The 24,004-nt window shown below is 73.2% G+C and carries 25 protein-coding genes; 13 read left to right on the top strand and 12 right to left on the bottom strand.

Annotated elements, in window-relative coordinates; all coding sequences use genetic code 11:
* Positions 1-138 precede the first annotated feature (138 nt).
* Positions 139-1,341: a TetR/AcrR family transcriptional regulator gene (locus ACFQ87_RS01800; RefSeq protein ID WP_380608548.1), complete on the bottom strand. Its 1,203-nt coding sequence runs from the start codon at positions 1,339-1,341 to the stop codon at positions 139-141.
* A gap of 198 nt (positions 1,342-1,539) precedes the next feature.
* Between ACFQ87_RS01800 and ACFQ87_RS01805 the strand changes: the two genes are divergently transcribed.
* Positions 1,540-2,697, top strand: a complete 1,158-nt coding sequence (locus tag ACFQ87_RS01805) for an acyl-CoA dehydrogenase family protein (protein WP_380608549.1) — start codon at positions 1,540-1,542, stop codon at positions 2,695-2,697.
* Positions 2,698-2,880: 183 nt separating this feature from the next.
* On the opposite strand, the gene ACFQ87_RS01810 is transcribed toward ACFQ87_RS01805, so the two are convergent.
* Entirely contained in the window at positions 2,881-3,147 is a 267-nt protein-coding gene (locus ACFQ87_RS01810; protein WP_380608550.1) for a hypothetical protein, read from the bottom strand.
* 115 nt (positions 3,148-3,262) lie between these two features.
* On the opposite strand from ACFQ87_RS01810, the gene ACFQ87_RS01815 reads away from it, so the two are divergent.
* Positions 3,263-3,580 carry a cupin gene (locus ACFQ87_RS01815; protein WP_380608551.1) on the top strand — a complete coding sequence of 106 codons (318 nt, stop codon included), beginning with the start codon at positions 3,263-3,265 and terminating at the stop codon, positions 3,578-3,580.
* Between the two features lie 7 nt (positions 3,581-3,587).
* Here the strand turns inward: ACFQ87_RS01815 and ACFQ87_RS01820 are convergent, their stop codons facing one another.
* Complete coding sequence (locus ACFQ87_RS01820) at positions 3,588-4,181, bottom strand: TetR/AcrR family transcriptional regulator (RefSeq protein ID WP_380608552.1); 594 nt, start codon at positions 4,179-4,181, stop codon at positions 3,588-3,590.
* Between the two features lie 110 nt (positions 4,182-4,291).
* Here ACFQ87_RS01820 and ACFQ87_RS01825 point away from each other — a divergent pair, with 110 nt between their 5' ends.
* The 4 genes from ACFQ87_RS01825 to tatA all read left to right on the top strand — a co-directional run bounded on the left by ACFQ87_RS01825 (position 4,292) and on the right by tatA (position 7,820).
* Entirely contained in the window at positions 4,292-5,842 is a 1,551-nt protein-coding gene (locus ACFQ87_RS01825; protein ID WP_380608553.1) for an MFS transporter, read from the top strand.
* A 168-nt stretch (positions 5,843-6,010) separates the two neighbouring features.
* Complete coding sequence (locus ACFQ87_RS01830) at positions 6,011-6,646, top strand: class I SAM-dependent DNA methyltransferase (protein ID WP_380608554.1); 636 nt, start codon at positions 6,011-6,013, stop codon at positions 6,644-6,646.
* A gap of 115 nt (positions 6,647-6,761) precedes the next feature.
* A complete protein-coding gene (locus ACFQ87_RS01835) occupies positions 6,762-7,331 on the top strand; it encodes a methyltransferase family protein (RefSeq protein ID WP_380608555.1) in 570 nt (189 codons plus the stop codon).
* 207 nt (positions 7,332-7,538) lie between these two features.
* Positions 7,539-7,820 carry a Sec-independent protein translocase subunit TatA gene (gene tatA / locus ACFQ87_RS01840; RefSeq protein WP_380608557.1) on the top strand — a complete coding sequence of 94 codons (282 nt, stop codon included), beginning with the start codon at positions 7,539-7,541 and terminating at the stop codon, positions 7,818-7,820.
* Positions 7,821-7,960: 140 nt separating this feature from the next.
* Here the strand turns inward: tatA and ACFQ87_RS01845 are convergent, their stop codons facing one another.
* The 3 genes from ACFQ87_RS01845 to ACFQ87_RS01855 form a co-directional block, all read right to left on the bottom strand.
* Positions 7,961-9,508, bottom strand: a complete 1,548-nt coding sequence (locus ACFQ87_RS01845; RefSeq protein WP_380608558.1) for a protein kinase — start codon at positions 9,506-9,508, stop codon at positions 7,961-7,963.
* Between the two features lie 499 nt (positions 9,509-10,007).
* Positions 10,008-11,054: a hypothetical protein gene (locus tag ACFQ87_RS01850; protein WP_380608559.1), complete on the bottom strand. Its 1,047-nt coding sequence runs from the start codon at positions 11,052-11,054 to the stop codon at positions 10,008-10,010.
* A complete protein-coding gene (locus tag ACFQ87_RS01855) occupies positions 11,051-11,896 on the bottom strand; it encodes an RNA polymerase sigma factor (RefSeq protein ID WP_380608731.1) in 846 nt (281 codons plus the stop codon). Before ACFQ87_RS01855 ends, ACFQ87_RS01850 begins: the two co-directional genes overlap by 4 nt.
* Before the next feature lie 300 nt (positions 11,897-12,196).
* On the opposite strand from ACFQ87_RS01855, the gene ACFQ87_RS01860 reads away from it, so the two are divergent.
* The 3 genes from ACFQ87_RS01860 to ACFQ87_RS01870 all read left to right on the top strand — a co-directional run bounded on the left by ACFQ87_RS01860 (position 12,197) and on the right by ACFQ87_RS01870 (position 14,687).
* Positions 12,197-12,934 carry a VC0807 family protein gene (locus ACFQ87_RS01860; RefSeq protein ID WP_380608560.1) on the top strand — a complete coding sequence of 246 codons (738 nt, stop codon included), beginning with the start codon at positions 12,197-12,199 and terminating at the stop codon, positions 12,932-12,934.
* 144 nt (positions 12,935-13,078) lie between these two features.
* Complete coding sequence (locus tag ACFQ87_RS01865) at positions 13,079-13,816, top strand: tyrosine-protein phosphatase (RefSeq protein WP_380608561.1); 738 nt, start codon at positions 13,079-13,081, stop codon at positions 13,814-13,816.
* Positions 13,817-13,925: 109 nt separating this feature from the next.
* Positions 13,926-14,687 (top strand): Clp protease N-terminal domain-containing protein, encoded by a 762-nt coding sequence (locus tag ACFQ87_RS01870; RefSeq protein WP_380608562.1) that lies wholly within the window; start codon positions 13,926-13,928, stop codon positions 14,685-14,687.
* Positions 14,688-14,924: 237 nt separating this feature from the next.
* Here ACFQ87_RS01870 and ACFQ87_RS01875 read toward each other — a convergent pair whose 3' ends face one another.
* A complete protein-coding gene (locus tag ACFQ87_RS01875) occupies positions 14,925-15,926 on the bottom strand; it encodes a helix-turn-helix domain-containing protein (RefSeq protein ID WP_380608563.1) in 1,002 nt (333 codons plus the stop codon).
* 479 nt (positions 15,927-16,405) lie between these two features.
* Between ACFQ87_RS01875 and ACFQ87_RS01880 the strand changes: the two genes are divergently transcribed.
* From ACFQ87_RS01880 to ACFQ87_RS01890, 3 genes are read left to right on the top strand one after another with little or no spacing between them, the layout of a single operon-like run.
* Positions 16,406-16,690: a hypothetical protein gene (locus ACFQ87_RS01880; RefSeq protein ID WP_380608564.1), complete on the top strand. Its 285-nt coding sequence runs from the start codon at positions 16,406-16,408 to the stop codon at positions 16,688-16,690.
* A 55-nt stretch (positions 16,691-16,745) separates the two neighbouring features.
* Positions 16,746-17,621 (top strand): hypothetical protein, encoded by an 876-nt coding sequence (locus tag ACFQ87_RS01885; RefSeq protein ID WP_380608565.1) that lies wholly within the window; start codon positions 16,746-16,748, stop codon positions 17,619-17,621.
* Between the two features lie 49 nt (positions 17,622-17,670).
* Positions 17,671-19,695, top strand: coding sequence for an Ig-like domain-containing protein (locus tag ACFQ87_RS01890; RefSeq protein WP_380608566.1), 2,025 nt, complete (start codon positions 17,671-17,673; stop codon positions 19,693-19,695).
* Between the two features lie 89 nt (positions 19,696-19,784).
* Here ACFQ87_RS01890 and ACFQ87_RS01895 read toward each other — a convergent pair whose 3' ends face one another.
* Positions 19,785-20,276, bottom strand: a complete 492-nt coding sequence (locus ACFQ87_RS01895; RefSeq protein ID WP_380608567.1) for an NUDIX domain-containing protein — start codon at positions 20,274-20,276, stop codon at positions 19,785-19,787.
* A 114-nt stretch (positions 20,277-20,390) separates the two neighbouring features.
* On the opposite strand from ACFQ87_RS01895, the gene ACFQ87_RS01900 reads away from it, so the two are divergent.
* Positions 20,391-20,753, top strand: a complete 363-nt coding sequence (locus ACFQ87_RS01900; RefSeq protein ID WP_380608568.1) for an STAS domain-containing protein — start codon at positions 20,391-20,393, stop codon at positions 20,751-20,753.
* Here the strand turns inward: ACFQ87_RS01900 and ACFQ87_RS01905 are convergent.
* The 4 genes from ACFQ87_RS01905 to ACFQ87_RS01920 all read right to left on the bottom strand — a co-directional run bounded on the left by ACFQ87_RS01905 (position 20,661) and on the right by ACFQ87_RS01920 (position 23,832).
* Entirely contained in the window at positions 20,661-21,638 is a 978-nt protein-coding gene (locus ACFQ87_RS01905) for a sigma-70 family RNA polymerase sigma factor (protein ID WP_380608569.1), read from the bottom strand. The two genes, ACFQ87_RS01900 and ACFQ87_RS01905, sit on opposite strands and share 93 nt — an antisense overlap.
* Positions 21,639-21,708: 70 nt before the next feature.
* A complete protein-coding gene (locus tag ACFQ87_RS01910) occupies positions 21,709-22,950 on the bottom strand; it encodes a serine hydrolase domain-containing protein (protein ID WP_380608571.1) in 1,242 nt (413 codons plus the stop codon).
* A 223-nt stretch (positions 22,951-23,173) separates the two neighbouring features.
* The gene (locus tag ACFQ87_RS01915) at positions 23,174-23,446 is read right to left on the bottom strand and encodes a hypothetical protein (RefSeq protein WP_380608572.1); all 273 of its coding nucleotides are present in this window, start codon (positions 23,444-23,446) and stop codon (positions 23,174-23,176) included.
* Between the two features lie 119 nt (positions 23,447-23,565).
* Positions 23,566-23,832, bottom strand: coding sequence for a UBP-type zinc finger domain-containing protein (locus tag ACFQ87_RS01920; protein ID WP_380608573.1), 267 nt, complete (start codon positions 23,830-23,832; stop codon positions 23,566-23,568).
* Positions 23,833-24,004 lie beyond the last annotated feature (172 nt).

Consider the following 24,004-nt stretch of genomic DNA (forward strand, 5'->3'; position numbering starts at 1 on the left):
CGTAGCGGTGTGGTGGGGGGGGGGGGGGAAAGGGGGGGCGGGGGGGGGGGGGCCCCCCCCCCCCCCCTCCCCCCCCCCCCCCCCCCCCCGACCCGTGCGCCGGGTCGGCCCCGGCCGCGTCGGGTCGGCCCACGCGGGTCAGGACAGCCCCAGCACCGCCCGGCCGAGGCGCAGCAGGCAGTCCCCGAGGTCCGCCCGGGTGCTGTGCGGGCGGTTCCGCACCCCGTCGTTGACCAGCGCGAACAGCGCGTGCACCCGGATCCGGGCGTCCACCGCGTCGACCGTGGGGCGCACCTGCCGCAGCAGCTCGACCCAGGTGCGCAGGAAGTCCCGCCGGAAGTCCACCGCGGCCCGGCGGTCCGGCGGGGCCAGCCGCTCGGTCTCGCTGAGCATCGCGCCCAGGTAGTCGCCGTTGCGCAGCGCGAAGTCGACGTACGCGCCGAGCCCGGCCGCCAGCGCCGCCTCCGGCCCGGCGGCGGCCGCGATCGCGCCGTCCACCTCGTGCCAGAGCCGCTCGCGGCTGCGCACCAGGGAGGCGGCGAGCAGCTGCGCCTTGCTGTCGAAGTGCCGGTACACGCTGGGGCCGGATATGCCGACGGCGGCGCCGAGTTGGTCGGTGCTGACGTTGTCGAAGCCGCGCTGGTGGAACAGCCGGACGGCCGCCGCGAGCAGTTCCTCCCGGCGCGCCCGCGGCCTGGCCTCCGGCACGAATGCGGGTACGGGTGCGGGGGCCGGACCGGAAGCGGCCTCGGGGGTGGCCGGGGCGGCCGCCTCGGGGCCGGCGGCCGTACCGTCCAGGGACACCGCGAGGACGGCCGCGACCATCCCGCGCAGCAGCGCCTCGGCCCGGCGGGGCTGCGGTGCGGACGACTGGTAGGACAGCCCGGAGCAGGCCGAGAGCGCCGACCAGCAGAGCAACTCGGCGTCCGCCTCGGCCAGTTCGGGCCGCTCGGCGCGCAGCACGGCGGCCATCAGGGCGGCGTCGGCACGGAGTTCGCGCCGCAGGGCCGCCCGGCGGGCCGGCGGCAGCAGTCGGGCGTCGCGCTGCACCAGGGTGCCGAGCGGGCGGTGGCCGACCGCCACGGCGGCCAGCACGGCGCCGAGATCGGCGGTGGTGGCGGCCGCGCGCAGACCGTCGGCGAGCGCGTCCAGGCCCAACCGGACGGCGCGGTCCAGCAGTTCGGGCTTGCCGCGGAAGTGCCGGTAGAGCGCGGGCGCGGTGATGCCGACCCCGGCGGCGACCTCGGTCATCGAGACCTGGTGGTAGCCGCTGCGGTGGAAACGGTCGGCGGCCACCGCGAGGATCTGGGCGCGCCGACCGGGCGGCCGTCGGACCACCATGACGCACCTCCTCCGGGGGCTTCTTTGAACGCCGTCCAAAGGCTAGCAAGGATTCACTTGCCGCCCCCGTCCGCCCGGAATTCCGGATCGGACGACTCTGGACAGTCGAAGCTACCCGGGATTAACTTGTGGGGCCACCACCTGGGCCGTTCCGCCGTGGCCGGTACTCCGGCCGGCACCGTCGAAGGGAGCGCCGCCGTGCGCCGCACCGTGTTCAACGAGGACCACGAGGCCTTCCGGGAGACCATCCGGGACTTCATCGCCAACGAGGTCGTCCCGGTCTACGAGAGCTGGGAGGCCGACGGCCACCCGCCGCGCGACTTCTACCGCCAGCTCGGCGAACTCGGCATCTACGGCATCGAGGTGCCGGAGGAGTACGGCGGCGCGGGCGAGAGCGGTTTCAAGTACCAGGCGGTGGTCGCCGAGGAGACCGCCCGGGCGGGCGTGAGCTTCGGCTCCTCCGGCGTGCACACCGGGCTGGTGCTGCCGTACCTGCTGGAGTACGCGAACGAGGAGCAGAAGCGGCGCTGGCTGCCCGGCTTCGTCTCCGGCGACATCATGACCGCGATCGCGATGACCGAGCCGGGCGCCGGCTCCGACCTCGCGGGCATCACCACCACCGCGAGGCTCTCCGAGGACGGCACCCACTACGTCCTGAACGGTGCCAAGACCTTCATCACCGGCGGCGTGCTGGCCGACCTGGTCCTGGTGGTCTGCCGCACCTCGCCGTACGACCCGGAGAACCGCCGGGCCGGTCTGTCCATCCTGTGCGTGGACACCACGTCGCCGGGCTACACCGTCGGCCGCAAGCTGCAGAAGATCGGCCTGCGCACCTCGGACACCGCCGAGCTGGCGTTCAGCGACGTCAAGGTGCCGGTGGAGAACCTGCTCGGCGAGGAGGGCAGGGCCTTCTCCTACCTGACCCACAACCTGGTGCAGGAGCGCCTCGCGATCGCCGTCAGCGCGTACGCGTCGGCCGCGGCGGCGGTGCGGTTCGCGGTGCAGTACGTCAAGGAGCGCAAGGTGTTCGGCAAGGCGGTGGCCGAGTTCCAGAACACCAAGTTCACCCTGGCCGACTGCGAGTCCCAGGTGATGGCGCAGCAGTCGATGGTGGACCGCGCGCTGGAGCTCTACCAGAACGGCGAGTTGAGCGTCGCGGACGCGGCCGCCGCGAAGCTGTTCTGCACCGAGTCGGCCTCCGTGGTCATCGACAAGTGCCTCCAGCTGCACGGCGGTTACGGCTACATCCTGGAGTACCCGATCGCCCGGCTCTACACCGACAACCGGGTGTTCCGGATCTACGGCGGCACCAGCGAGGTCATGCGCAGCATCGTCGCCAAGTCGCTGGGACTGTAGGCGCGTCGTAGGAGCGCCGGAGGATTTCCGAACTGCGGCGGGCCGTACCCCCATGACGGCCCGCCGCGCCCGTCCCGTACGGGCGGACGCGCCCGGTCGGACGGGCATGCCCGGTTGAGCGAGCGGGGCTCAGCCGGGTGAGCGGGCCCAGTCGGGCGAGCGGGCCCAGTCGGGCGAGCGGGCTCAGTTGGGCGAGCCGTGCTCCGCGCGCCAGGCCTCCCAGCCGGCCGCGGAGGCCACCTTGGCCTCGTGCAGGGCCCGCTGGGCGAGTGCGGTCGGCGGGGTCTCCAGGCTGCGCACCCAGTTGCGGCCGGCGGTGAGCAGCGCCGCGCACACCATCGCCGCCCCGGCCGCGCCGAGCACCGAGCCGATGCCCGTGAGCACCAGGCCGCCGGCCAGCATCGATCGGCTGACCTGGACCCCGCTGAAGATTCTCTGGTTGGTCGCCATGCCTCCACGATGGGGGCAGTCGGCGGGGGCTGCACCTCGGGTGACCCGCTCCGGGCCCCTCCGGGTGCGGTTCGACAGCGCGTCCGCGACCCTGGGCACGGGGTGAGGAGGAGCGATGCCCGATCTCGAACAGCTCGCCGTGGAGCACGCGGCCCTGGCGGCCGAGAGCCCGCACGGCCGCAGCGCCCACCTGGTGCTGCACGACGGCGTGCTGCGGCAGACCGTGATCGCGCTGACCGCCGGCACCGCGCTGGACGAGCACACCCCGCCCACCGCCGGAAGCGTCCAGGTGCTGCGCGGTCGGGTCTCGCTGACCATCGCCGGGCGGCGGACGGAACTGTCCGTCGGCGAGCTGGCACCCGTCCCGCAGGAGCGGCACGGGCTGCTCGCCCACGTCGACTCGGTGGTACTGCTGACGGCCGTCACCGCCTAGCCAGCGCCTACCGGCGCGCGTCGGACCCCAGCACGCTGCCGCTGACCAGTCGCAGTCCGCGCAGGAACTCCTGGCCACTGGGAACCAGTTCGGGCGCGGCCAGCCACTGGGCGGCGTACCCGGCCAGCAGGGTCTGGTAGAAGGCGCCGCGCGCCAGCTCCTCCTCGGTGTCCGGCACCTCGGGCAGGCCCTGGAACAGTGCGGCGAGCCCGAGCCGGCCCTCCTTCTGCGCCGCCCCGAGCGCCTGCGCGAGCTCGGGCTCGTGACCGGCCTGGGCGAGCGCCTCGAACTGGGCCGCCCAGAGCCCCCGGTGCTCGACGAAGACGTCCTTGAGCGCCTCCCAGACGGCGGCGAAGCGCACCTCCGGGTCGTCGGACACCTGGTTCGCGCCGGCGACCGCCTCGCCCAGGGACTGCCCCATCTCGCCGATCGCCTCGATCATCGCGGCGTTGAGCAGGGCGTCCTTGGAGCCGAAGTGGTAGCCGATCGCAGCCAGGCTGACGCCCGAGGCGGTCGCGATGTCGCGGGCCGTGGTGCGCCCGTAACCCTTCTCGTACAGGCAGCGCTTGGCGCCGGCCATCAGGTCTTCGCGGTTTCCCATGCCCTCGATCCTACGGAAGGACTGCACAGATGTCTTGCACGGAAGTCTAGGACGATTGATTTACACATACGTACTAGACAAGCGTCTGACACGTCCGTACTGTCTTCCCCATGACCGCAACCACCGGCCGCGCAGGCCGCCGCGAATGGATCGGCCTGGCCGTCCTCCTGCTCCCCACGCTCGTCCTGTCCATGGACATGGGCGTGCTGTTCTTCGCCGTCCCGTACATCTCCACCACGCTGGCGCCCAGCGGCACCCAACAGCTGTGGATCATGGACATGTACTCGTTCCTGCTGGCCGGGCTGCTCATCACAATGGGCGCGCTGGGCGACCGGATCGGCCGCCGCCGACTGCTGATGATCGGCGCGGCCGGCTTCACCGGCGCCTCACTGCTGGCCGCCTGGTCCGGCAGCGCCGAACAGCTGATCGCCGCCCGCGCCGTGCTCGGCGCAGCCGGGGCCACCGTGATGCCCTCGACCCTCGCGCTGATCCGCAACATGTTCCACGACCCCAAGCAGCGGCAGATCGCCCTCGGCGCCTGGGGCGGCATGCTCACCGCCGGAGCCACCCTCGGCCCGGTCGCGGGCGGCCTGCTGCTCGACCACTTCTGGTGGGGCTCGGCCTTCCTGCTCGCCGTCCCGGTCATGGTCCTGGTCCTGCTGACCGCACCCGTCCTGCTCCCCGAGTACCGCACCGCCGCCCGCACCGGCCGCTTCGACCTGCCCGGCGCCGCGCTCTCCCTCGCCGCGATCCTGCCGCTGGTCTACGGGATCAAGACCCTCGCCGTGGACGGCTGGAGCCTGCCGCCCGCGCTCGCCTTCGTCGCCGGGCTGCTGGTCGCCGCCGCGTTCGTCCAGCGCCAGCGCACCGCCGCCAGCCCGCTGATCGACCTGAGCCTGTTCCGGATCCGCACCTTCAGCGGGGCGATCAGCGTCAACACCCTCGCGATGTTCGCGATGATGGGCTTCGCCCTCTTCACCTCGCAGTACCTGCAGCTGGTCAAGGGCATGAGCCCGTTCACCGCCTCGCTCTGGTCGCTGGTGCCGAGCGTCGGCGTCGGCGCGGCGATCGGGATCAGCTCCGCCCTGGCCGGCAGGGTCCGCCCGGCGGCGCTGATGGGCGGCGGCTTCCTGGTCGGCGCGGCCGGCTTCGCGATGATGACCCAGGTCGGCGCGCACTCGCCGCTGGCGCTCATCCTCACCGCGGCGGGCGTGCTGGCCGCAGGCACTGTCGGGACCATGACGATGACCGCCGAGATGGTCGTCTCCGCCGCCCCCGTCGAGCAGGCCGGCGCCGCCTCCGCCACCTCCGAGACCGCCGTCGAACTCGGCAGCTCGCTCGGCATCGCCCTGCTCGGCGCGGCGGGCGCCGCGGTCTACCGCCACCAGCTGGACGGCGCCCTCCCGGCGGGCGTCGGCGGCCAGGCCGCCGACACGGCCCAGGACACCCTCGGCGGCGCGGTCGCCGTCGCGGCCCACCTGCCCGGACAGCTCGGCGCGGACCTGCTGGAGACCGCCCGCAACGCCTTCACCGACGGCCTGCACGTCGCCGCCGTCGTCGGCCTCCTCTTCGCGCTCGGCGCCGCCCTCCTGGCCTACCGCCTCCTCCGCCACCTCCCGGCCGCCGCCCCGGCCCCCGCCCCCGAGGCGGTTGCCGCCTGACCCACCCGACGGCCCCGATCCACGCGAGTCATCGAGAGCCCCCGCCCACCCCGGGCGGGGGCTCTCCGCCGTCCGCGGGTCGAGGGGCGGGTGGGTTCGGGGGGTCGCCTCGGGACGGGGTGGGGAAAGCCCCGGCGCCGGGGCGGGCGGGCGTGTCAGGGTGGGGTCATGGTGACTGGTCACGGGCGGGTGCGCGGGAGTTACGACGCGGTGGCGGAGGAGTACCTGGGGCGGATCGGAGGCGAGTTGGCGTACAAGGTGGTGGACCGGGCGCTGCTCGGGGTGGTCGTGGAGGAGGCGGCCGGCGGGGTGGTCGCCGACCTGGGGTGCGGGCCGGGGCACGTGGCGGGGTGGCTGGCCGAGCAGGGGGCCGGAGTGGTGGGCGTCGACCTGTCGCCGCGGATGGTCGAGCTGGCCCGGCGGGAGCAGCCGAAGGCGGAGTTCCGCACCGGCGACCTGCTGGCGCTGCCCGCCGCCGACGGGGAGTTCGCGGCCGCGGTGGCGCTGTACTCGGTGATCCACCTGGAGCCGGAGGAGCTGCTGCCGGCCTTCGTCGAGGTGCGGCGGGTGCTGCGGCCCGGCGGGGTGCTGCTGGTCTCCTTCCACCTGGGCGACGAGGTGCGGCGGATGGAGGAGTGGTGGGGTCACGAGGTCGACGTGGACTTCCACTTCCGGGGGACCGACGTCGTCGCCGCCCGTCTCGCCGAGGCCGGGTTCGCCGTCGAGGCGCGGCTGGAGCGGGAGGGCCTGCCCGAGGAGGCGCCCACCCGGCGCGGCTACCTGCTGGCGCGGCGCCCGCAGTGACCGGCCGATGACCGTCCACCCGGGGGTGGACGCCGGAGCTTCCACCCCCGGGTGCGTGTCGCGGCGGGCCGGCCGGAGGACCGTGAAGGGGTGACCACGACCGTCAGGAGCCGTCATGTCCCTGCCGTCCCTGCTCTCCCTGCTCGGCCTCGCCTGCTGGACCGGCTACGAGCTGTTGCTGCGCCGCCGCGAGGACACCGCCGCCGGTAGCTGGCGCGCGGACGACCGCGACCGCGGCTCGACCCGGCTGCTGATCGGCTGCTACCTCGCGTCGGCCCTGGTCGTGGTGCTGTTCAGCCGCGCCTCGATCGGCGAACTGCCCACCTGGGCCGACTGGTTCGGGGTCGCCCTGGTCGCCGCCGGGCTGGCGCTGAGGGCCTGGGGCATGCACACCCTGGGCCGCTACTACACCCGCACCCTGCGCACCGTGGACACCCAGCACCTAGTCCGCAGCGGCCCGTACCGGTCGATCCGCCACCCCGGCTACGCCGGCAGCCTGCTGGTATGGGGCGGCTACGCGCTCGGTACGGCGGGCTGGGCGGCGGCCCTGGTGGTCGTCACGCTGCTGCTCGGCGCCTACGGCTGGCGGATCGCCGCCGAGGAACGGCTGCTACTGTCGGCCTTCGGCCCGGCGTACGCGCAGTACCGTACGGTCTCCAAGCGGCTGGTGCCGTTCGTCTACTGACGTACCGGCGCCGGTACGGGTGTGAGGCAGCACACCGACCACCCGGGAACGCGACCGCCCGCACTGATGATCCGCCTGAACGGCACCCGGTTTTTGGCCAGCGTTTCCCGTCCGGTGTATCCGTTCGCCGTCAGGTCCAGGCATACTGGCGAGCATGGGCGCTAGCGCCCCCCGTGACTCTAGACAAGAAGGGACCGGTGGCCAGGGATGCTGCGGAACGGTCTTGAGCCCTGGCACATCTTCGTGGTGCTGGCGGTCGTCATCCTGCTGTTCGGGTCGAAGAAGCTGCCGGAGATGGCGCGCGGCCTCGGTAAGTCGATGCGCATCCTGAAGGCGGAGACCAAGGCGATGCGCGAGGAGGACCCCTCGGCGGAGGCCGGCACCGCCCAGAGCACGGCCGCCCCGCAGCAGCCCGCCGACCGTCCGGCCGTCACGCCGACCAACGTGACCAAGGCCACCGAGGCGAAGCGCCCCGAGACGACCGCCTGAGTCGCACAAGCTCCCGTCGAGCCCCTGGTGGACCCCCACCAGGGGCTCGACGCTTGTCCGGAAGGCGACCGCGCGCGGCAGGTCGGCGACACCCGGGACGGGGGAACCGATCGTCAGCCCGGGGCCGCCCAGGCGCAGCGTCAGTCGTCCTGCGGGTCTGCGGCGGTGGCGTGGAGGGTGGCGAAGAGGGCCGAGAGGCGGGCGTTCCAGTTGGCGTAGGTGGGGGCGTCGACGGCGTGCTTCTTGCCCAGGTCCTTGATCGTCTTCTGGGCGGCCTTGAGCTCCTGGGCGGCGTCGTCCGGGTTGCCCTCGTTGAGGCGGGCGGCGGTGTCGTCGAGGATCTGCAACAGCTCCGTCTGCTTGTCGCGCTCCTTGGTGATCGGGGCCTGGGCGACGGCCTGACGGAACGACTGGAGCTGCAGCGCGGCGGGCTGGTTGCGCGGTACGGCCTGGGTGGGGGCCGGGAGCCCGGCCGGGGTGGTGGGGGCGGCCGATCCGGTGGTCGGGGTGGGCGTGGGCGCCCCCGCCGGGGTGGTGGCGCGGGCGGTGGCCGCAGGCTTGGCGGCGGCGTTGCCGGCAGGCTCGTCGAAGGCGGTGAGGGCCAGGGCGGTGATCCCGGCCAGGCCGGCTATGCCGAGGGCCCCGAGGACCAGGGGCTTGTTGCGGCGGTTCCGGGCGGGCGCGGAAGGGGCGGCGGGCGGCGCGACCGGGATCGGCGCCATCACCGAGGTGGCGGCGGCCGGGGGTCGGTGCGGCTGGGGCGGGAGCAGGGTGGTGTGCTGCTGGTCCGGGTGCACCGGGGCGACCGGCGGCAGCATCTGGGTGGGAGCGGCGGTCGCGAGCAGCTCCGCCGTCGGGTCGCCGACGGCCAGGCCCGGGACGGTGCCCAGCAGCTCGGCACGCGCCGCGGCGGCGTCGGCGGGTCGCTCCGCCGGGTTCTTGGCGAGCAGGCGCAGCACGGCCGTGTCCAGGGCCGGCGGCAGACCGGGGCGCCGTACGGACGGGGGCAGGGGCTGCTCGCTGACGTGCTTGAAGGCGATCGCCACCGGGGTCTCTGCGGTGAACGGGGTCTCGCCGGTGAGCATCTCGGTCAGCACGCAGCCGACCGCGTACAGGTCGGTACGGCCGTCCAGGGCGGAGGCGGTGGCCTGCTCGGGCGAGAGGTAGGCGGCCGTACCGAGCACGCTCGCGGTCTGGGTCAGGTTGTTGGAGGAGCCCGCTCTGGCGATGCCGAAGTCCACGACCTTCACGCCGCCGTCGTCGGTGATCATGATGTTCCCGGGCTTGATGTCCCGGTGCACCAGCTCGGCCGCGTGCGCCACCGCCAGCGCCTCGCAGACCGCCGCAGCGATCCCCACCGCCCGCTCCACCGGCAGCTGCGGCTGCTGGGCCAGGACGGCGGCCAGCGAACGGCCCTGGACCAGTTCCATGACGATGAACGGGGTGCCCTGGTCCACGCCGGAGTCGAAGACCATGACGATCCTCGGGTGCACCAGCATCGCGGCGTGCTGCGCCTCCCGGCTGAAGCGCTCGGCGAAGCGGGGGTCGTCCGCCAGGCCGCCGTTGAGGACCTTGACGGCCACCTGGCGGCCCAGCACGCGGTCGACGCCGCGCCAAACGGTGGCCATGCCGCCGACGCCGAGTATCTCGACGAGTTCGTAACGCCCGTTCAGCGCCCGTCCGATCACCTGCAGCTCCCCTCACGTGCGGCGCCCGGGGTCCCGGGCCGCGTCGTGCACCTGTGCACGATAGCCGCCTCGTCGTTGGGGATGGCCGGGGGCGGGGGCTGGGTTCCGGGTGGGGCGGGTGGATGTTGTGGGGGTGGCTCTCGGGAGAGCCGGTGCGGGTGGGCAGGGGCCGCTGAGGGCCCCTGAGGGGCTTCGCGCCGGGGGTGGCGGCCGGGGGACCGGGCAGCGGTCCCCCGACCGCCGGCGCGGGGGTGCGGCCCGCCCGGACTGCGGGCGGGCGGGCCGCACGTTCCGGGCCCGCCGGGCCGGGGCGCATCCGGGGTGAGCGCCTGCCGGGCCGGCCGGGGCCGGGGCCGGGTGGACGGCGGGCACGGGGGAGCCGACCGGCCACCCGGGGTCTTCGGGTGGTTGTGCGTCCTGCGGGTGGTGCGGGTGGTTCAGTCCGGGTGGGCGACGAGCCCGGGGGGAGTCGCTCGCCGCCCACCCGGAGTTCTGGGGGTCATCTCCGGACCGACTGGTCGTTCTCGGAGGGGACGGTTCTGCTCGGACGGATGTCCGGCGGGGTGGGTGCGGCCGGTGGGGTCGGGACGGTCACGCCGCCCTTGCCGGGTTTGGCGCCGCTACCGCCGCTGTCCTGGCCGTTGGTGCCGCCGCCGTTGGCGTTGCCCTTGCCGGGGTCCGCGCCGTTCCTGCCGCCGTCGGCCCCGGAGCCGTTGCCCGTACCGGAGTCGGTACGGCCGGGGGCGCTCGGCTGTCCGGTGGCGCCCTGGTGGTCGCCGCCCGGTCGGCCGAGGGCCCCGTCGCAGTAGTCCGTCACGCTGTCCGCCCCGCCGGCCGCCGCGATCAGCGAGGCGAAGAACGGGTCGGCGGCCAGCTGGTGCGGGCGCTCGCCCTTGCCCGTGCGGTCCGCGAAGGCCTGGCAGAGCGGGACCAGCTCGGGCGGCAGGACGGGTCGGGCGCCGTGTCCGTCGGTCGTGGGGGTGCCGGGCGCGGCGGTGCCGGAGGGGACGGCCGCCTGCGGCCCGCCGGAGGCGCCGCCGGACGGCCTGCCGGACCCGGACGGGGTCGAGGAGGCGGAGCCCGTGCCGGAGGCGGACGCGCCCGACGAGGTGCCGGTCGAGCCGCTCGGGACGGCCACCGTGTGCTCCGGCTCGGACGGGCCGCCGACCAGGGGGGACGGCAGGTTGCCGGTGCCGGCGGCGACCGCGACCCCGCACAGCGCGGTGGCTCCGAGCACGGCGGCAGCGGCCTTCGTGCTGAAGGCCCTGGCCAGCGCGGCGGTTGCCATCGATCGTCTCCGGACGGGGGTCACTACGGGGTCGGGCGTGAGACTCGCCTCCCGGAACGCGGCCAGTGCGGCCTCCTCCCCGGCCAGTTCCGCCGCCGTCGCCGGGGCGGCGGCCGCGGCCAGCACCCGGGCGACGTGCCCGGGACCGTCCGGTCCGGTGAGCGAGGCGTCCTGCCCGGCCGACGGGCCGCCCACGGCACCGCCGAGCAGTTGCTCGGCGGCATCACGGTCGATCCGACGGGATCGGTTGGTGCTCATCTCATGTCCTTCAGCGTCGCGGCCCGGCGTTCTGTCACACCCTGCGGAGAACTTTTTTTCGCGAGTCTCTTCGCGGGTTCCTTCGCGGACTCACCCGCGGACTCCTTCACCGGGCCCGACGGCTGGTTTCCGGCCCCCGGTTCGGCCCGGCGGGCGGCCGGGATGCCGGCCCCGGACGCGAGCGGCTGCTCCAGCAGCTTGGCCAGCCGCCGCAGCCCCCGGTGGGCGGCCATCCGGACGCTGCCGGCCCGTTTGCCGAGCACCCGGGCGGCGCTCTCGGCGTCCAGCTCCATGACCACTCTCAGCAGTACCGCCTCGGCCTGGTCGCGGGGCAGCCGGGAGATCAGCGCCAGCGCGTCGGCGGTGCCGACGGTGGTCAGCGCGGCGCCCGCGGTGTCGTCCCCGGCCGCGAGCTCGACCAGGTACTCGAAGGGCAGGTCGGCGACCGGGCGGCGGCGCCGGGCGCGCAGGTGGTCCATGGCGCGGTTGCGGGCGATGGTGGCGGCCCAGCCGCGGAAGCCGTCCCCGTCGCCGGAGAAGCCGCGCAGGTCGCGGGCGATCTGCAGCCACGCCTCGGAGGCGATGTCCTCTGCGTCCTGCATGTCCTCGGGCCGTCCGCCGACCAGCACCCGCAGGTAGCGCAGCAGGCCCGGCTGGACGGTCCGGAACAGCAGCCGGAACGCCTCCTCGTCCCCGTCCTGTGCGGCGCGGACCGCCTCGGTCAGGTCGGGGGGAGCGGGGGCCTGGCCCCGCGGCGGGCCGGCGGGAGGGACTGGTCCGGACCGGCCGAGGGGGCTGCCGGTGCCCGCTCCGGGGCGTTCTGCACTCTGCACCCGCCACATCATGCGCCATCCGGGCGAACGGGGCGGCGCCGGACCTTCAGCCCGCCGGACGGCACCCGCCGGGTGCCGGTCGCCCTGGACGACGCCGTCGCCGCCGTCCGCCGCCGGGCGCGCTGGGCCGCGAGCCGTCCGTCCCCCCTCGGGAACGTGCAGGTCGGAGGGCGTGTCATGGAGCGCACCGTGACAACTGTCATGCGGATCCGGCAACGGACGGCACTGCTCCGCCGGGGGGTCGGCCGGAAAAACTGGAGGCACGACGCGGGCCGGAGCCCGCGGCCACCAGTCGGGGAGGAACCCACCATGAGCAGCCAGACCGTCAGCGCCGCCGACACCACCGCCCCCGCCGCCTCTCCGGCCCGGGGCGCCGCGCACGCCGAGGCGCCGAACCCGCTGGTCTCCGGGCTCCGCCCGCTCGCCCTCGACGTGGTCGCCCCGCTGGCCGGCTACTACGTGCTGCATTCGGTCTGCGGTCTGAGCGAGTTCGCCGCGCTGGCCTGGAGCAGCGCCTTCCCGGCCGGCCGGACCGTCCTCGGGCTGCTGAGCGAGCGCAAGCTCAACCTGTGGGCCACTCTGATGCTGGTGGTCAACCTGGCGGGCCTGGCGCTCACCTTCGTCACCGGCGACGCCCGCATGATGATCGCCAAGGACGGCGGGCTGAGCGGCACCGTGGCGCTGGCGATCCTGGTCTCGGCGCTGGTCGGCCGGCCGGTGATGACCCCGATGCTGATGCCGTTCGTCACCAAGGGGAACCGGGAGCGCGCCGGCGCCTGGCAGCGGCTGGTCGAGGGCCGGGCGGCCGCCTCGCGGGCCTTCCGCCGCCACGAGCGGGTCTTCGCCGGGATCTGGGGCACCGCGCTGCTGGCCGAGTGCGTGGCCCGGGTGGTCGGCGCCTTCACCCTGCCGGTCTCGACCATGGCCTGGCTGTCCACCGTGTTCCTGATCGGCGCGATCGTGGGCGGTTCGATGCTCGGCCAGATCGCGGTCGAGCCGATCGAGAAGCTGGTCAGCGCCGAGGCCGAGCACCCGACCGCCGCCTGAGCCGCCGGACCGACCGGGCATCGACAACCGCCTGAACTGCCGGTTCCGACGATTCGAGCAGTCAGGAACCATCGGAATCCCCCGGGAGTCCTTATAACGAGGGGGTAACGGGACCCCCCGAAACGACGAACCGGGGAGCCCACCATGCGGACGAACGCGCTGACCACCACCGAGGACCGCACCCTCGTCTGGGACGGCTGCCTGAACGTCCGCGACCTGGGCGGACTGCCCACCGCCTCCGGTCGGCTGACCGCCCGCGGGGCGATAGCCCGGGCCGACAACCTGGACCGCCTCACCCGCGAGGGCTGGGACGCCCTCCTCGACCACGGTGTCCGCACCGTGGTCGACCTGCGTGACACCGAGGAGTACCAGCCGCTCCTCCCGCTCCCCGAGGGCGTCGAGCTGATCCGCGTCCCGCTGGACGAACTGGCCGGCTCCGCCTGGTGGGACACCTACGGCCGACTGGACGGCACCCCGCTGGCCCTGCGCCCCTACCTGGACCACTGCCCGCACGCGGCCGTCGCGCTGATCTCCGCGATCGCGGGCGCCCGCCCCGGCGGCCTGGTGGTGCACTGCGGCGCCGGCCGTGACCGCACCGGCCTGGCCGCCCTGCTGCTGCTCGCCCTGGCCGGCGTCGACCAGGCCACGATCGCCGAGGACTACCTGCTGAGCGGCCCCAACGTCCGCCCGCTCTACGGGATGCTCGGCCTGCCGGACCCGTACCAGCGGATCGACGCGGTGCTGGCCGAGGCCGGGACCACCGCCGAGGCCGTCCTGGAGTCCGCGCTCGACGGGCTCGACCCGGTGGGCTACCTGCTCGCGGCGGGGGCCACGCCGACCCAGATCGCCGCCGTCCGGGACCGGCTGCTGCCCGCCGCCTGAGGACCTCACGGGACCCGGCCCGGAGCGCGGCCCGGGCCGGGCGGACACTACCCACGGATAACGTCAACCGATGGTTGACGATCATGGATCGACAACCTATGGTTGACGCATGGAGAATCCCGTTGTTCCCAACACCACTCCGCTGCGCCTCGACGACCTGATCGCCGCGATCAAGAAGGTCCACGTCGACGCGCTCGACCAGCTCTCCGACGCGGTCATCGCCGCCGACCACCTCGGCGACCTCGCCGACCACCTGATCGGCCACTTCGTGGACCAGGCCCGCCGTTCCGGCGCCTCCTGGACCGACATCGGCCGCAGCATGGGCGTCAGCAAGCAGGCCGCCCAGAAGCGCTTCGTCCCCAAGGGCCCGGGCACCCCGAACGACCTCGACCCCAGCCAGGGCTTCTCCCGGTTCACGGCCCGGGCCCGCAAGGTCATGGTGGCCTCGCAGGAGGAGGCCCGGCAGGCGGGCAACGCCGAGATCACCGCCGAGCACATCCTGCTCGGCCTGCTCGACCAGCCCGAGGGCATCGGGCTCAAGGCACTCGCAGCCCAGGGCGTCACCCCGGAGGCCGTCCGGGCGGCGGCCACCGCCGTCCTGCCGACCCCGGTCGAGCAGGCGGTGCCGGCGCTGATCCCGTACGGCGCCCAGGGCAAGAAGGTGGTGGAGCTGACCTTCCGCGAGGCGCTCAAGCTCGGGCACAACTACGTCGGCACCGAGCACATCCTGCTCGCGCTGCTGGAGTGGGAGAACGGGCAGGGCGTGCTCGCCGGGCTGAAGGTGGACAAGTCCGAGGCGGAGACCTTCACCTCGGAGGCCATCGCCGCCATCATCGCCGCCCGCGACGCGGAGGCCGAGCAGCAGCAGTGAGGAACCGGCGCCCCGCCCCGAACGGAACTCCCGTCCGGGGCAGGGCACTTCCGTGCGCTTCCGGTCAACCGCGCGCCAAGGCCTGGCCTGGAGCCCGCAGATGCGGGTGGTGACGATCCGGACCCGATCGTCGACGGCCGCCTCCAGCGCCGCCCGCAGTCGGGCCGAAGTCGGGCCGAACGGGCCGGGCGGCGGTCGAGTCGGTCGGCGCCGGCGACCGGCCCTCGGGGGGGGTGGTCAGAGCCAGCCCAGCCGGGCCGCCTTCAGGCCGGCCTCGAAGCGGCTGCTGGCGTCGAGGCGCTCCATCAGCGCGGCCATCTGCCGCCGGACGGTGCGCAGCGAGACGCCCAGGCGCTTGGCCGCGGTCTCGTCGGTGAGCCCGGACGCGAGCAGTTTGAGCAGTTCCTTCTCGACCGGGCTGAGCCCGGACTCGGCCTCGGAGCCGGAGGTGGTGTCGGCGCCGAGCGGGACGGCGGTTTCCCAGGCCTGCTCGAACAGGGCGACGAGATTGGCGACGATGGCCGGCTCGCGGGTGCACAGCGCGCCCCGCCGGGTGTTCGCGGGGTCGATGGGGACGACGGCGACCTTCCGGTCGAAGACCAGCAGCCGGGGCGGGAGCACGGGGGCGGTCCGCACCTGCCCGCCCAGCCCGGTCATCCAGCGCGCGTAGCCGAAGGTGGCCGCGTCGTTGCGGACGCTGTTCTGGTAGAGGGTCAGCAGCGAGATCCCCCGCCTCATCGCGTCCTCGTCCAGCGGGCGGGAGGCGTCCAGGCTGGCCTGCGACTGGGCGCCGCCCGGCATCACGCTCAGGCACTCGGTGCTGAGCTCCCGCGCCAGCGCCTCCAACTGGGCCTGGATGGCGTCCAGTCCGACCAGGCGCACACTGCCCTCGTGCTCGACGAGCGGGCGCTGGTCGGCGTATTCGGAGACCGCGCGGGCGGCGGCGGCCCGCTGTGCGACCAGCTCCTGCTGGCGGCGGAGCAACTCCCGCTCCTGTCGGCGCAGGGCGGCCTCCAGGGCCAGCTCCGGGCTGACCACCCGGAAGGTGCCCGGCGCGTCGCGGGAAGGCCGCAGCAGCGCACTGTCGGCCAATTGGTCGAGCGCGTCGCGGACCTGCGACTCCGGCACGGAGAGCCGTGCGCTCAGCTCGGCCACCCCGTGGGCGGAGCTGGCGAGCATGGTCTCGTAGACGGCGGCGGCGGTGGCTTCGAGCCCTAGAAGGCCCAGTACGTCCTGCATCAAGATCCCCCTGGTCGACACGGTGTTCGCACCCGTGCGCCCATGATCATTTCAGTCGTATACAGGCCGTGCAAGAAAACGGATTCAAGGGGCGAATCAACCCAAGAAGCTCGCAAGGCGGTTGCCGGTGCGGCCGTCCTGGCACCAAGGTGCCAGGACGCTTGGTGCCAGCCGAAACCCCTCCCCAGCGGCCCTCCGGTCCGGCAGAGTATCCCTCGTCGGGAACGCCGGACGAGAAAAGACCGGAACCGACGGAAGCCGCGGGAAAATCCGCGCAGCCAATCATTCGATTTCGTACGGGGGTACTGCCATGTCCAGGGTCGCTCGAATTGTCACCGGTTTTGCCGCGGTCGGCGCGCTCATGATTTCCGCCGCACCGGCCGCGAGCGCCCTGAGCGGCATCGGCTGGGACGTCGCCCCGGCGGGCGCCACCACCACCCAGGCCACCCAGGCCTCGGGCATCGGGTGGGACTGAGCGGATGTACGTCGCCCTTACCCGCCTGGAACCGGCCTTCACCGCCGACGAGCCCACGGACGCGGACGCCCAGTTGGTGCACGACGTCCTCTGGGCGCACGCCACACCGGCCGACCGACTGGAGCACGTCCGGGCCCGGGCCGAGGCGGGCGGAATCGATCTGACGCTCTTCCTCAGCCGCGGGATCGGCGGTCAGGAACAGGCGAAGGCGCAGTCCGAGGACCTGCTGCGCAGAGCGCGGCACGCCACGGCACTTTCCCTCTACGGAATTCCAGGGATCTACAGCTGAATTCCACCACCCCATGAATCCGGTCTTTTCCCAGTCGCTCACGGAGAAATTCCCGATGTCTCAGCACAGCATCCGGCGCATCGCCCTCTTCGCCGGCGCCCCGGCTCTGGTCGCTGCGGTTCTGGCCGTGAGCGGCTTCGCGGACGCCGCGCCCGATCAGTCGGTGGCCGCTTCCGCCGCTCCCTCCGGCTCCCCCTCCGCCGCACCCTCCGGCTCCCCGTCCGCCGCTGCCCCCGGTGGTCCTGCCGCCTCCGCCGCTGCCCCGGCTGTCGCCCCTGCCACCGCGCCTGCTCCCGCGCCTGCTCCCGCAACCGCCGCGCCGTCGGCATCGGCCGACTCCGCGGCTCCCTCGACCGCGCCGAGCGCCACGACCCCGCCGCCGCCGCTGGCGCCGGCCAAGCTGCCGGACAACGCCGCGGCCTCCTGGAAGCCAATGGCACCCCCGCACACGCAGCCCGTCACCCACGACATCGGCCTCAACGAGTGCGCGTCCGTCCACGGCGCCCTGACCTGGCAGCAGCAGGGCTACGTCAGTGCGTTCAAGACCCCCGCGATCCAGGACTCGTTCAGCTTCGCCGACCCGGCCACCGCCCAGCGCACCTACCAGTCGCTGCTGGCCACGATGGACAGCTGCCAGGACGCCTCCCGCGCTCTGCAGACCAAGGCCCACGTGAGCGCCGACGCCCAGGTCAGCCGGACCGCCACCACCACCGACGGCACCGCCTACGCCCGCCAGTGGACCGCCGTCGGCGGTATGTCCGCAGCCGGGCCCCAGACCAGCCACATCTACCTCGTCCAGCGCGGAAACCTGCTGACCGTCCTGCAGTTCCCGGAGCCGGCCGAGAGCGGCGCCACGTACGCCACCAAGGACGACCAGTCGGCACTCACCGCTCTCGCCGACCAGATGAACTCCGCGAGCGCCACGAAGTAGCTCGCAGCACGCCGAAGACCTTCCTTCCACCCGTCAGGACCACGTCGCCATGCCTCGTATCACCCGTGCCGCCCTCCGCTCGACCGCCGTCGTCGTGGCCGGTTGTGCCGCCTCCTCGCTCTTCATCGCCATGCCCGCCGCCCACGCCGCTTCGAGCGCCGGAGGCACGATCTCCCGCGGCGAGGTGCTGGCCCGCGCACAGAGCTGGGTCGACGAGGGCGTCCCCTACAACCAGTCGGGCTACAAGAGCGACGCCAACGGCACCTACCGCGAGGACTGTTCCGGGTTCGTCTCCATGGCCTGGCACCTGACCGACAGCCTGGTCACCCAGACCCTGCCGAACGTCTCCACCAAGATCGGCTTCTCCGACCTGCAGCCCGGTGACGCGCTCGACTACACCGACGAGCACACCTTCCTGTTCGCCAACTGGACCGACAAGTCGACCGGCGACTTCACCTACTACGCGGAGAGCAACTCCCACAACCCGACCCACGGGCCGACCTCCGCCAACATCAACAACTCCACCGTCGAAGGCTGGCCCACCAGCTACTACACCGCGCTGCGCTACAACAACATCGCCGACGACGCGTCCCCCGCCGTCGCCTCGGTGACCGGCCTCTCCACCGGCACCATCGTCAGCGGCCAGATCAACCTGACCGCGTCGGTCTCGGAGAGCGCCGGCACGCCGACCGAAGCCGACTTCTCCATCGACGGCAACCCGGTCGCCTCCGCCACGGGCTCCGGCCCCGGCTACTCGGCGTCGTTCGACACCAGGAAGCTGGGCGACGGCCCGCACACCCTGACGGTGAGCGCGAAGAACGCCGCCGGTGCCGCGGGCACCGCCTCCGCACCGATCACCTTCTTCGTTGCGAACCGGGGTACGGCGACCACGACGACCGGTGACTTCAACGGTGACGGCAAGGACGACATCGCCGTCCTGTACAACAGCGGACAGGATGCCTCCGGCAAGAACCTGGTGACGCTGTACACCTTCCTGAGCAACGGCGCGACGTTCAACACGCCGGTCGACGTGTGGGACAACAACGACAAGGTCAACGGCAGCTGGACCTGGGACAACGCCAAGATCCTGGTGGGCGACTTCAGCGGGACGGGCAAGTCCGACATCGTCGTGATGTACAACAGCGGACAGAGCAGCACGGGCAAGTACCTCACCACGCTCTACAAGTTCGCCAACAACGGATCCGGTGGCTTCCAGAACCCGGTGAAGATGTGGGACAACGACGACAACATCAACGGCAGCTGGAACTGGAACAACCTGAAGCCGGTCGTCGGTGACTTCAGCGGCACCGGCAAGGCCGACATCGCCGTCCTGTACAACAACGGGCAGGACAGCTCGGGCAAGAACATGCTGACGATCTACAAGTTCGCCAACAACGGCTCGGGCGGCGTCCTGAACCCGGTGAACGTGTGGGACAACAACGACAAGGTCAACGGCAGCTGGAACTGGAACTCGATCAAGCCGGTCGTCGGCAAGTTCAGCGGCACCGGCAAGGACGACATCGGCGTCCTGTACAACAGCGGACAGGACAGCTCGGGCAAGAACATGCTGACGATCTACAAGTTCGCCAGCAACGGCTCGACCTTCAACGCCCCCGTGGACATCTGGGACAACAACGACAAGGTCAACGGCAGCTGGAACTGGAACTCGGTGAAGGCCGTCGCCGGTGACTTCAGCGGCACCGGCAAGTCCGACATCGTCGTGATGTACAACAGCGGACAGGACTCCTCCGGGAAGGGCCTGGTCACGCTCTACAAGTTCGCCGGCAACGGCTCCACCCTGAACACGCCGGTCAACGTGTGGGACAACAACGACAAGGTCAACGGCAGCTGGACCTGGGACAAGGCGAAGCTGGTCGCGGGCAAGTTCAGCGGAACGGGCAAGTCCGACCTCGCCGTGATGTACAACGCCGGCCAGGACACCTCCGGGAAGAACATGCTGACGATGTACAAGTTCGCCAGCAACGGCTCGACCTTCAACACCCCCGTCGACGCCTGGGACAACAACGACAAGGTCAACGGCAGCTGGGACTGGTACCGCGCCGACCTCGGCTGACCCCAACCGACGCAAGCAGCCCCGGAGGGAACTCCCCTCCGGGGCAAGGCGCTTCCGGGCACTTCCGGGCGCTTGCGGTCGACCGCGCGCTAGAACCCGGAGATGTGGGTGGTGACGATCCGGACCCGGCCGTCGACGGCCGCCTCCAGCGCCGCCCGCAGTCGGGCCGAACGGGCCGGGCCGAGCAGTTCCAGGGCCTCCTCGACGGGGGCCCAGCGGAAGGTGTCCAGCTCGCCGGCCGGGACGGTCACGGGGGTGCCGTCCGGGACGGTGCCGAAGTCGAACATGAAGTGCTCGGCCGGGTGGTCCAGTTCACCCGAAGGGTGGGTCCAGGAGATGGCCAGCAGCTCGCCGGCCTCCCCCACGATGCCGGTCTCCTCCTCCAACTCCCGCACGGCGCACTCGACCGGGCCCTCGCCCAGGTCGATCGTTCCGCCCGGGAACTGCCAGTGCTCGCGGTACCCCGCCTTCACGATCAGGATCCGGCCGGACTCGTCGCGCAGCAGGCAGCCCGCTGCCGCGTAGATCCGGGGCAGCGAGGCCAACCATTCCTCGCGGGACCTCAAGGGCTCGGCCGTCACTGTGCTCCTCCTCGGGCAGGGTGGGTGCGGTCGCCGCCCACTCTGCCATCGGGCGGTCCGACGCGGATCCGCCCCGGACCGATGAGTCCGTGCCCTCCCGAGGGTCCAACCGGTATGAGAACCACACCGGACGAAGCCGTACTGACCTGTGACCTGGGCGCGCTGACCGCCCCCGACCTGGCCGTCGTCGACGCCCTCGCCCGGCTGCGGCTGGCCGCCGCCCGGCACGGGGTCGGCCTGGTGCTGCTGAACGCGGGCGGCCGGCTGCGGGAGCTGCTCGCGTTCAGCGGGCTCTCGGCACTGCTACCGGGAGCGGCGGATCCGCTGGACCTCGCGGAACCGGCGGAGTCGGCGGCACTGACGGCACTCGCGGAGCCGGCGGGGCTACTCGGCGTCCAGCCGGGGCGGGAGGCCGAAGAGCGGGAAGAGCACGTCGGTGTCCAGGAAGTTGGTGAAGCCGGTGATCCGGCCCCCTGACACCTCCAGGACGACCAGCGCCCATGGCTCGTGCCCGCCCGCCGGGCTCGGCCGGTACTGGGCGAAGGCCGGGCCGCCGTTGGCCGTCACCGGCAGCAGCCGGGAGCCCCGGCAGCCGTGCCCCGGGCCCAGCATCCAGGCCCGGATCTCGTCCTGCCCCTGCAGCCACATCGCGAACGGCGGCATGTTGAGCGTGACGTCCTCGTGCAGCAGCGCGGCCAGGCCGTCCATGTCGTACGCCTCGAAGGCGCGGACGTAGCGGTCCAGCAGCGCGCGGTGGTCCGCGTCCAGTGCCGGGGCCGGGCGGACGGCCGAGGCGTCCGTGGCGAGCACCGCGCGGGCCCGCTGCAGCGCGCTGTTGACCGAGGCGACCGTGACACCGAGCAGTTCGGCCACCTCGGCGGCCTTCCAGCCGAACACCTCGCGCAGGATCAGCACCGCCCGCTGCCGGGGCGCGAGGCGCTGCAGCACGGCGACGAAGGCCAGCTTCACCGACTCGCGCTGGGCCGCCACCTCGGCCGGGTCCCCCGTCTCGGGGAGCACCCGGCCGTCCGGCGCGGGGCCGATCCAGGTCACCTCGGGCAGCTGGGTGCCGCTCGCGGTGGCCACCGTCACCGGCCCGGCCAGGTCCATCGGACGGGCCCGGGCGCCCCGGCCGTTCAGCGCGTCCAGGCAGACGTTGGTGGCTATTCGGTACAGCCAGGAGCGCAGCGCGGCCCGGCCCTCGAAGCCCTTGTGCCCGCGCCAGGCCCGGATCATGGTCTCCTGCACCGCGTCCTCGGCCTCGAAGACCGAGCCGAGCATGCGGTAGCAGTAGCCCGTCAACTCCGTGCGGTACCGCTCCAACTGGAGCTCGACCGGCCCCTCCGTGATCACCTCGGCCATGGTTGCCCCCGTCGCCCCACCGTGTTCTGATGCGCCGACAGGAACCTAGCGCACGACACCGACAGCCGGGTCACTGCTTGCCGTACGCCTGACCGGAACCGAAGCCGGTGGTCAGCAGCTTCCACTGGGTGGGGGCCTCCTGACCGTCGATGCCGGTCGGATTGAGGCTGACCACCACGGTGCGGGAGAGGTCGCGGGTGGCGAAGACCGCGCTGGTGTAGCCCGGGCGGGAGCCGGTCTTGCCCCAGACCTCGGTGCCGTTGGGCAGGACGGCGCGCAGCAGGCCGCCCTTGCTGAAGCAGGCGTGCCCGGCGGTCGGGCCGATGTCGCAGTTCTTGTTGTTGTGGTTCGGCAGGTCCGGGACGTCGAACAGCTCGGCCTGCTGGGCGGGCGGCAGCAGCCGGCCGCGGAAGAGGGCGCCGAGGAAGTGCTCCAGGTCGGCGGCGGAGGAGACCATGCCGCCCTCGGCCCACGGGTACGGGCTCTGCTCGGTGACGTCCACCCGGTCGGTGCCGCCGTCGGCGGCCTTGACGTCCAGGTAGCCGGTGGCGTGCGGGCCGCGGATGTCGAGGTCGTCGGCGTCCGGGACGTAGGTGGCGTGCAGGCCGAGCGGGCGGGTGATCCGCTGCCGCACCTGATCCGCGTAGCTGTCGCCGGTGACCTTCTCGATCACCATGCCGGCGATGAAGTAGTTGTTGCCGTTGTACTGCTGGGCGGTGCCGGGCGGGAAGCTCATCGGCTGGGTGAGCATGTCGGCCACCACCTGCTCGGGGGTGAACCCGTCCGCCTTGTGCGCGGCGAACCACCCCGTGCTGCCGTCACCGGAGGTCATGCCGCCGCCCCCGGGCAGACCGCTGGTGTGGTCGAGCAACTGCCCGACGGTGACCGGCGGGTAGTCGGCCGGGAGCAGACCGGGCAGGTACTGCTGGGCGGTGCCGTTCAGGTCGACCTTGCCCTCGGCGACGAGCTGGAGCATCACCGTCGCGGTGAACACCTTGGTGATGCTGCCGATCCGGAACCTCGCGTCGGCCGGGACGTCGTCCCCGGAGGTGCCGTGCCAGCGGGCGTCCGGACCGGCGGTGCGCACCAGGGCGCCGGTGATGTCGCCGGGGAGGGCGTGGACGGCGGCGTCGAGGGCGTCCCGGTCGAGCGGGCCGGGTCGGGACGTCGCGGTGGCGGTGGCGGCGGCGGTGGCGGCCGGCGGGGCGTCGGCGGCCAGGGCGGGGGACGCCGCGCCGACCGTGACGGCGGCGAGCAGCGCGCCGGCCGCCACGAGGGTGGTCCAACGACGGCTGGGGATGGGGGCGTTCATGCGGGGACTCTCCAACGGCGGTGCGCCCGGAGGGGGCGGCGGCTCGGACGGGACCGAGTCTTCGGGAGAGCGGCCGCTCGCGACATCGGGGAACCGCCCGGAGGCGCCCCGGAGGCGCCCCCGAGACGCCCCGGACAAGGCCCCTGGCCACGTGTCAGGGGCGGACGCCCGGATCTCGGCATCCGCCCCCGAGGGGCCGTCGGGCGGCGCCGGGCGCCGCCGGTCAGTGGGCGGAGTGCTTCTCCGCGCCGCGGTGCCGGTGCCCCTTGAGCTCCGCGTGCATCGACGGTGCGGCGTGCATCGCCGATGCCGCCGCGTCGCGCCCGCCGTGGCGGAAGGCGTCGCCGGAGAGGTACCCGGCGCCGTAGGAGGACATGGCCGCCGTGCGCGGCTTCGGTCCGAGGCTGCTGGGCGTGCTCGCCATGCCCCGGCGTTCCAGCAGGTCCTGGGTGCCCTGGCGGAGCTTGGCGGTGCTGCCCGGGGTTCGCTTGGTCATCGTCGGCCTCCCTTCGGCGGCCACGGCCGGACGGATGCCGACCGGAGGGCCGCACGGGCGTTATGTCCGGATTTTATCCGGGTTGTGGGCCGGCGCCACCGGGACGGCCCCCGCCCCGGTCAGCCCATGACCTCGTGGACGAAGCACCAACGCCAGTCCTCCCCCGGCTCGTAGGAGCGGATCACCGGGTGGGAGGTGTCGTGGAAGTGCGCGGTGGCGTGCCGCTGCGGCGAGAAGTCGCAGCAGCCGATGTGGCCGCAGTCCAGGCAGACCCGCAGGTGCACCCAGTCCCGGCGGCCCTGGGCCAGGCAGTCGGCGCAGCCGTCGGCGGGCGGGCGGGGCTCGATGTCCCGGGGGGCCATGGCGAGGTCTTCGCAGGCACTCATGGTCGAAGGCTATGACGGCCCGGGCCGGGCCGCCTCAGGACGCGCCCCGGGCCCCGGGGGTTGTGCCAGGGGTCGTACCGGGTGTCGCGTCGGCGGCCGTCCGCGGACCTGGTCCGGTGCGCCGTCGACGTCCAGGGTCTCGTGGCCGAAGCCGAGTCCGCCGACCAGCGGG

The organism is Kitasatospora sp. NPDC056531 (assembly GCF_042794375.1).
Taxonomy (GTDB): Bacteria; Actinomycetota; Actinomycetes; order Streptomycetales; family Streptomycetaceae; genus Kitasatospora.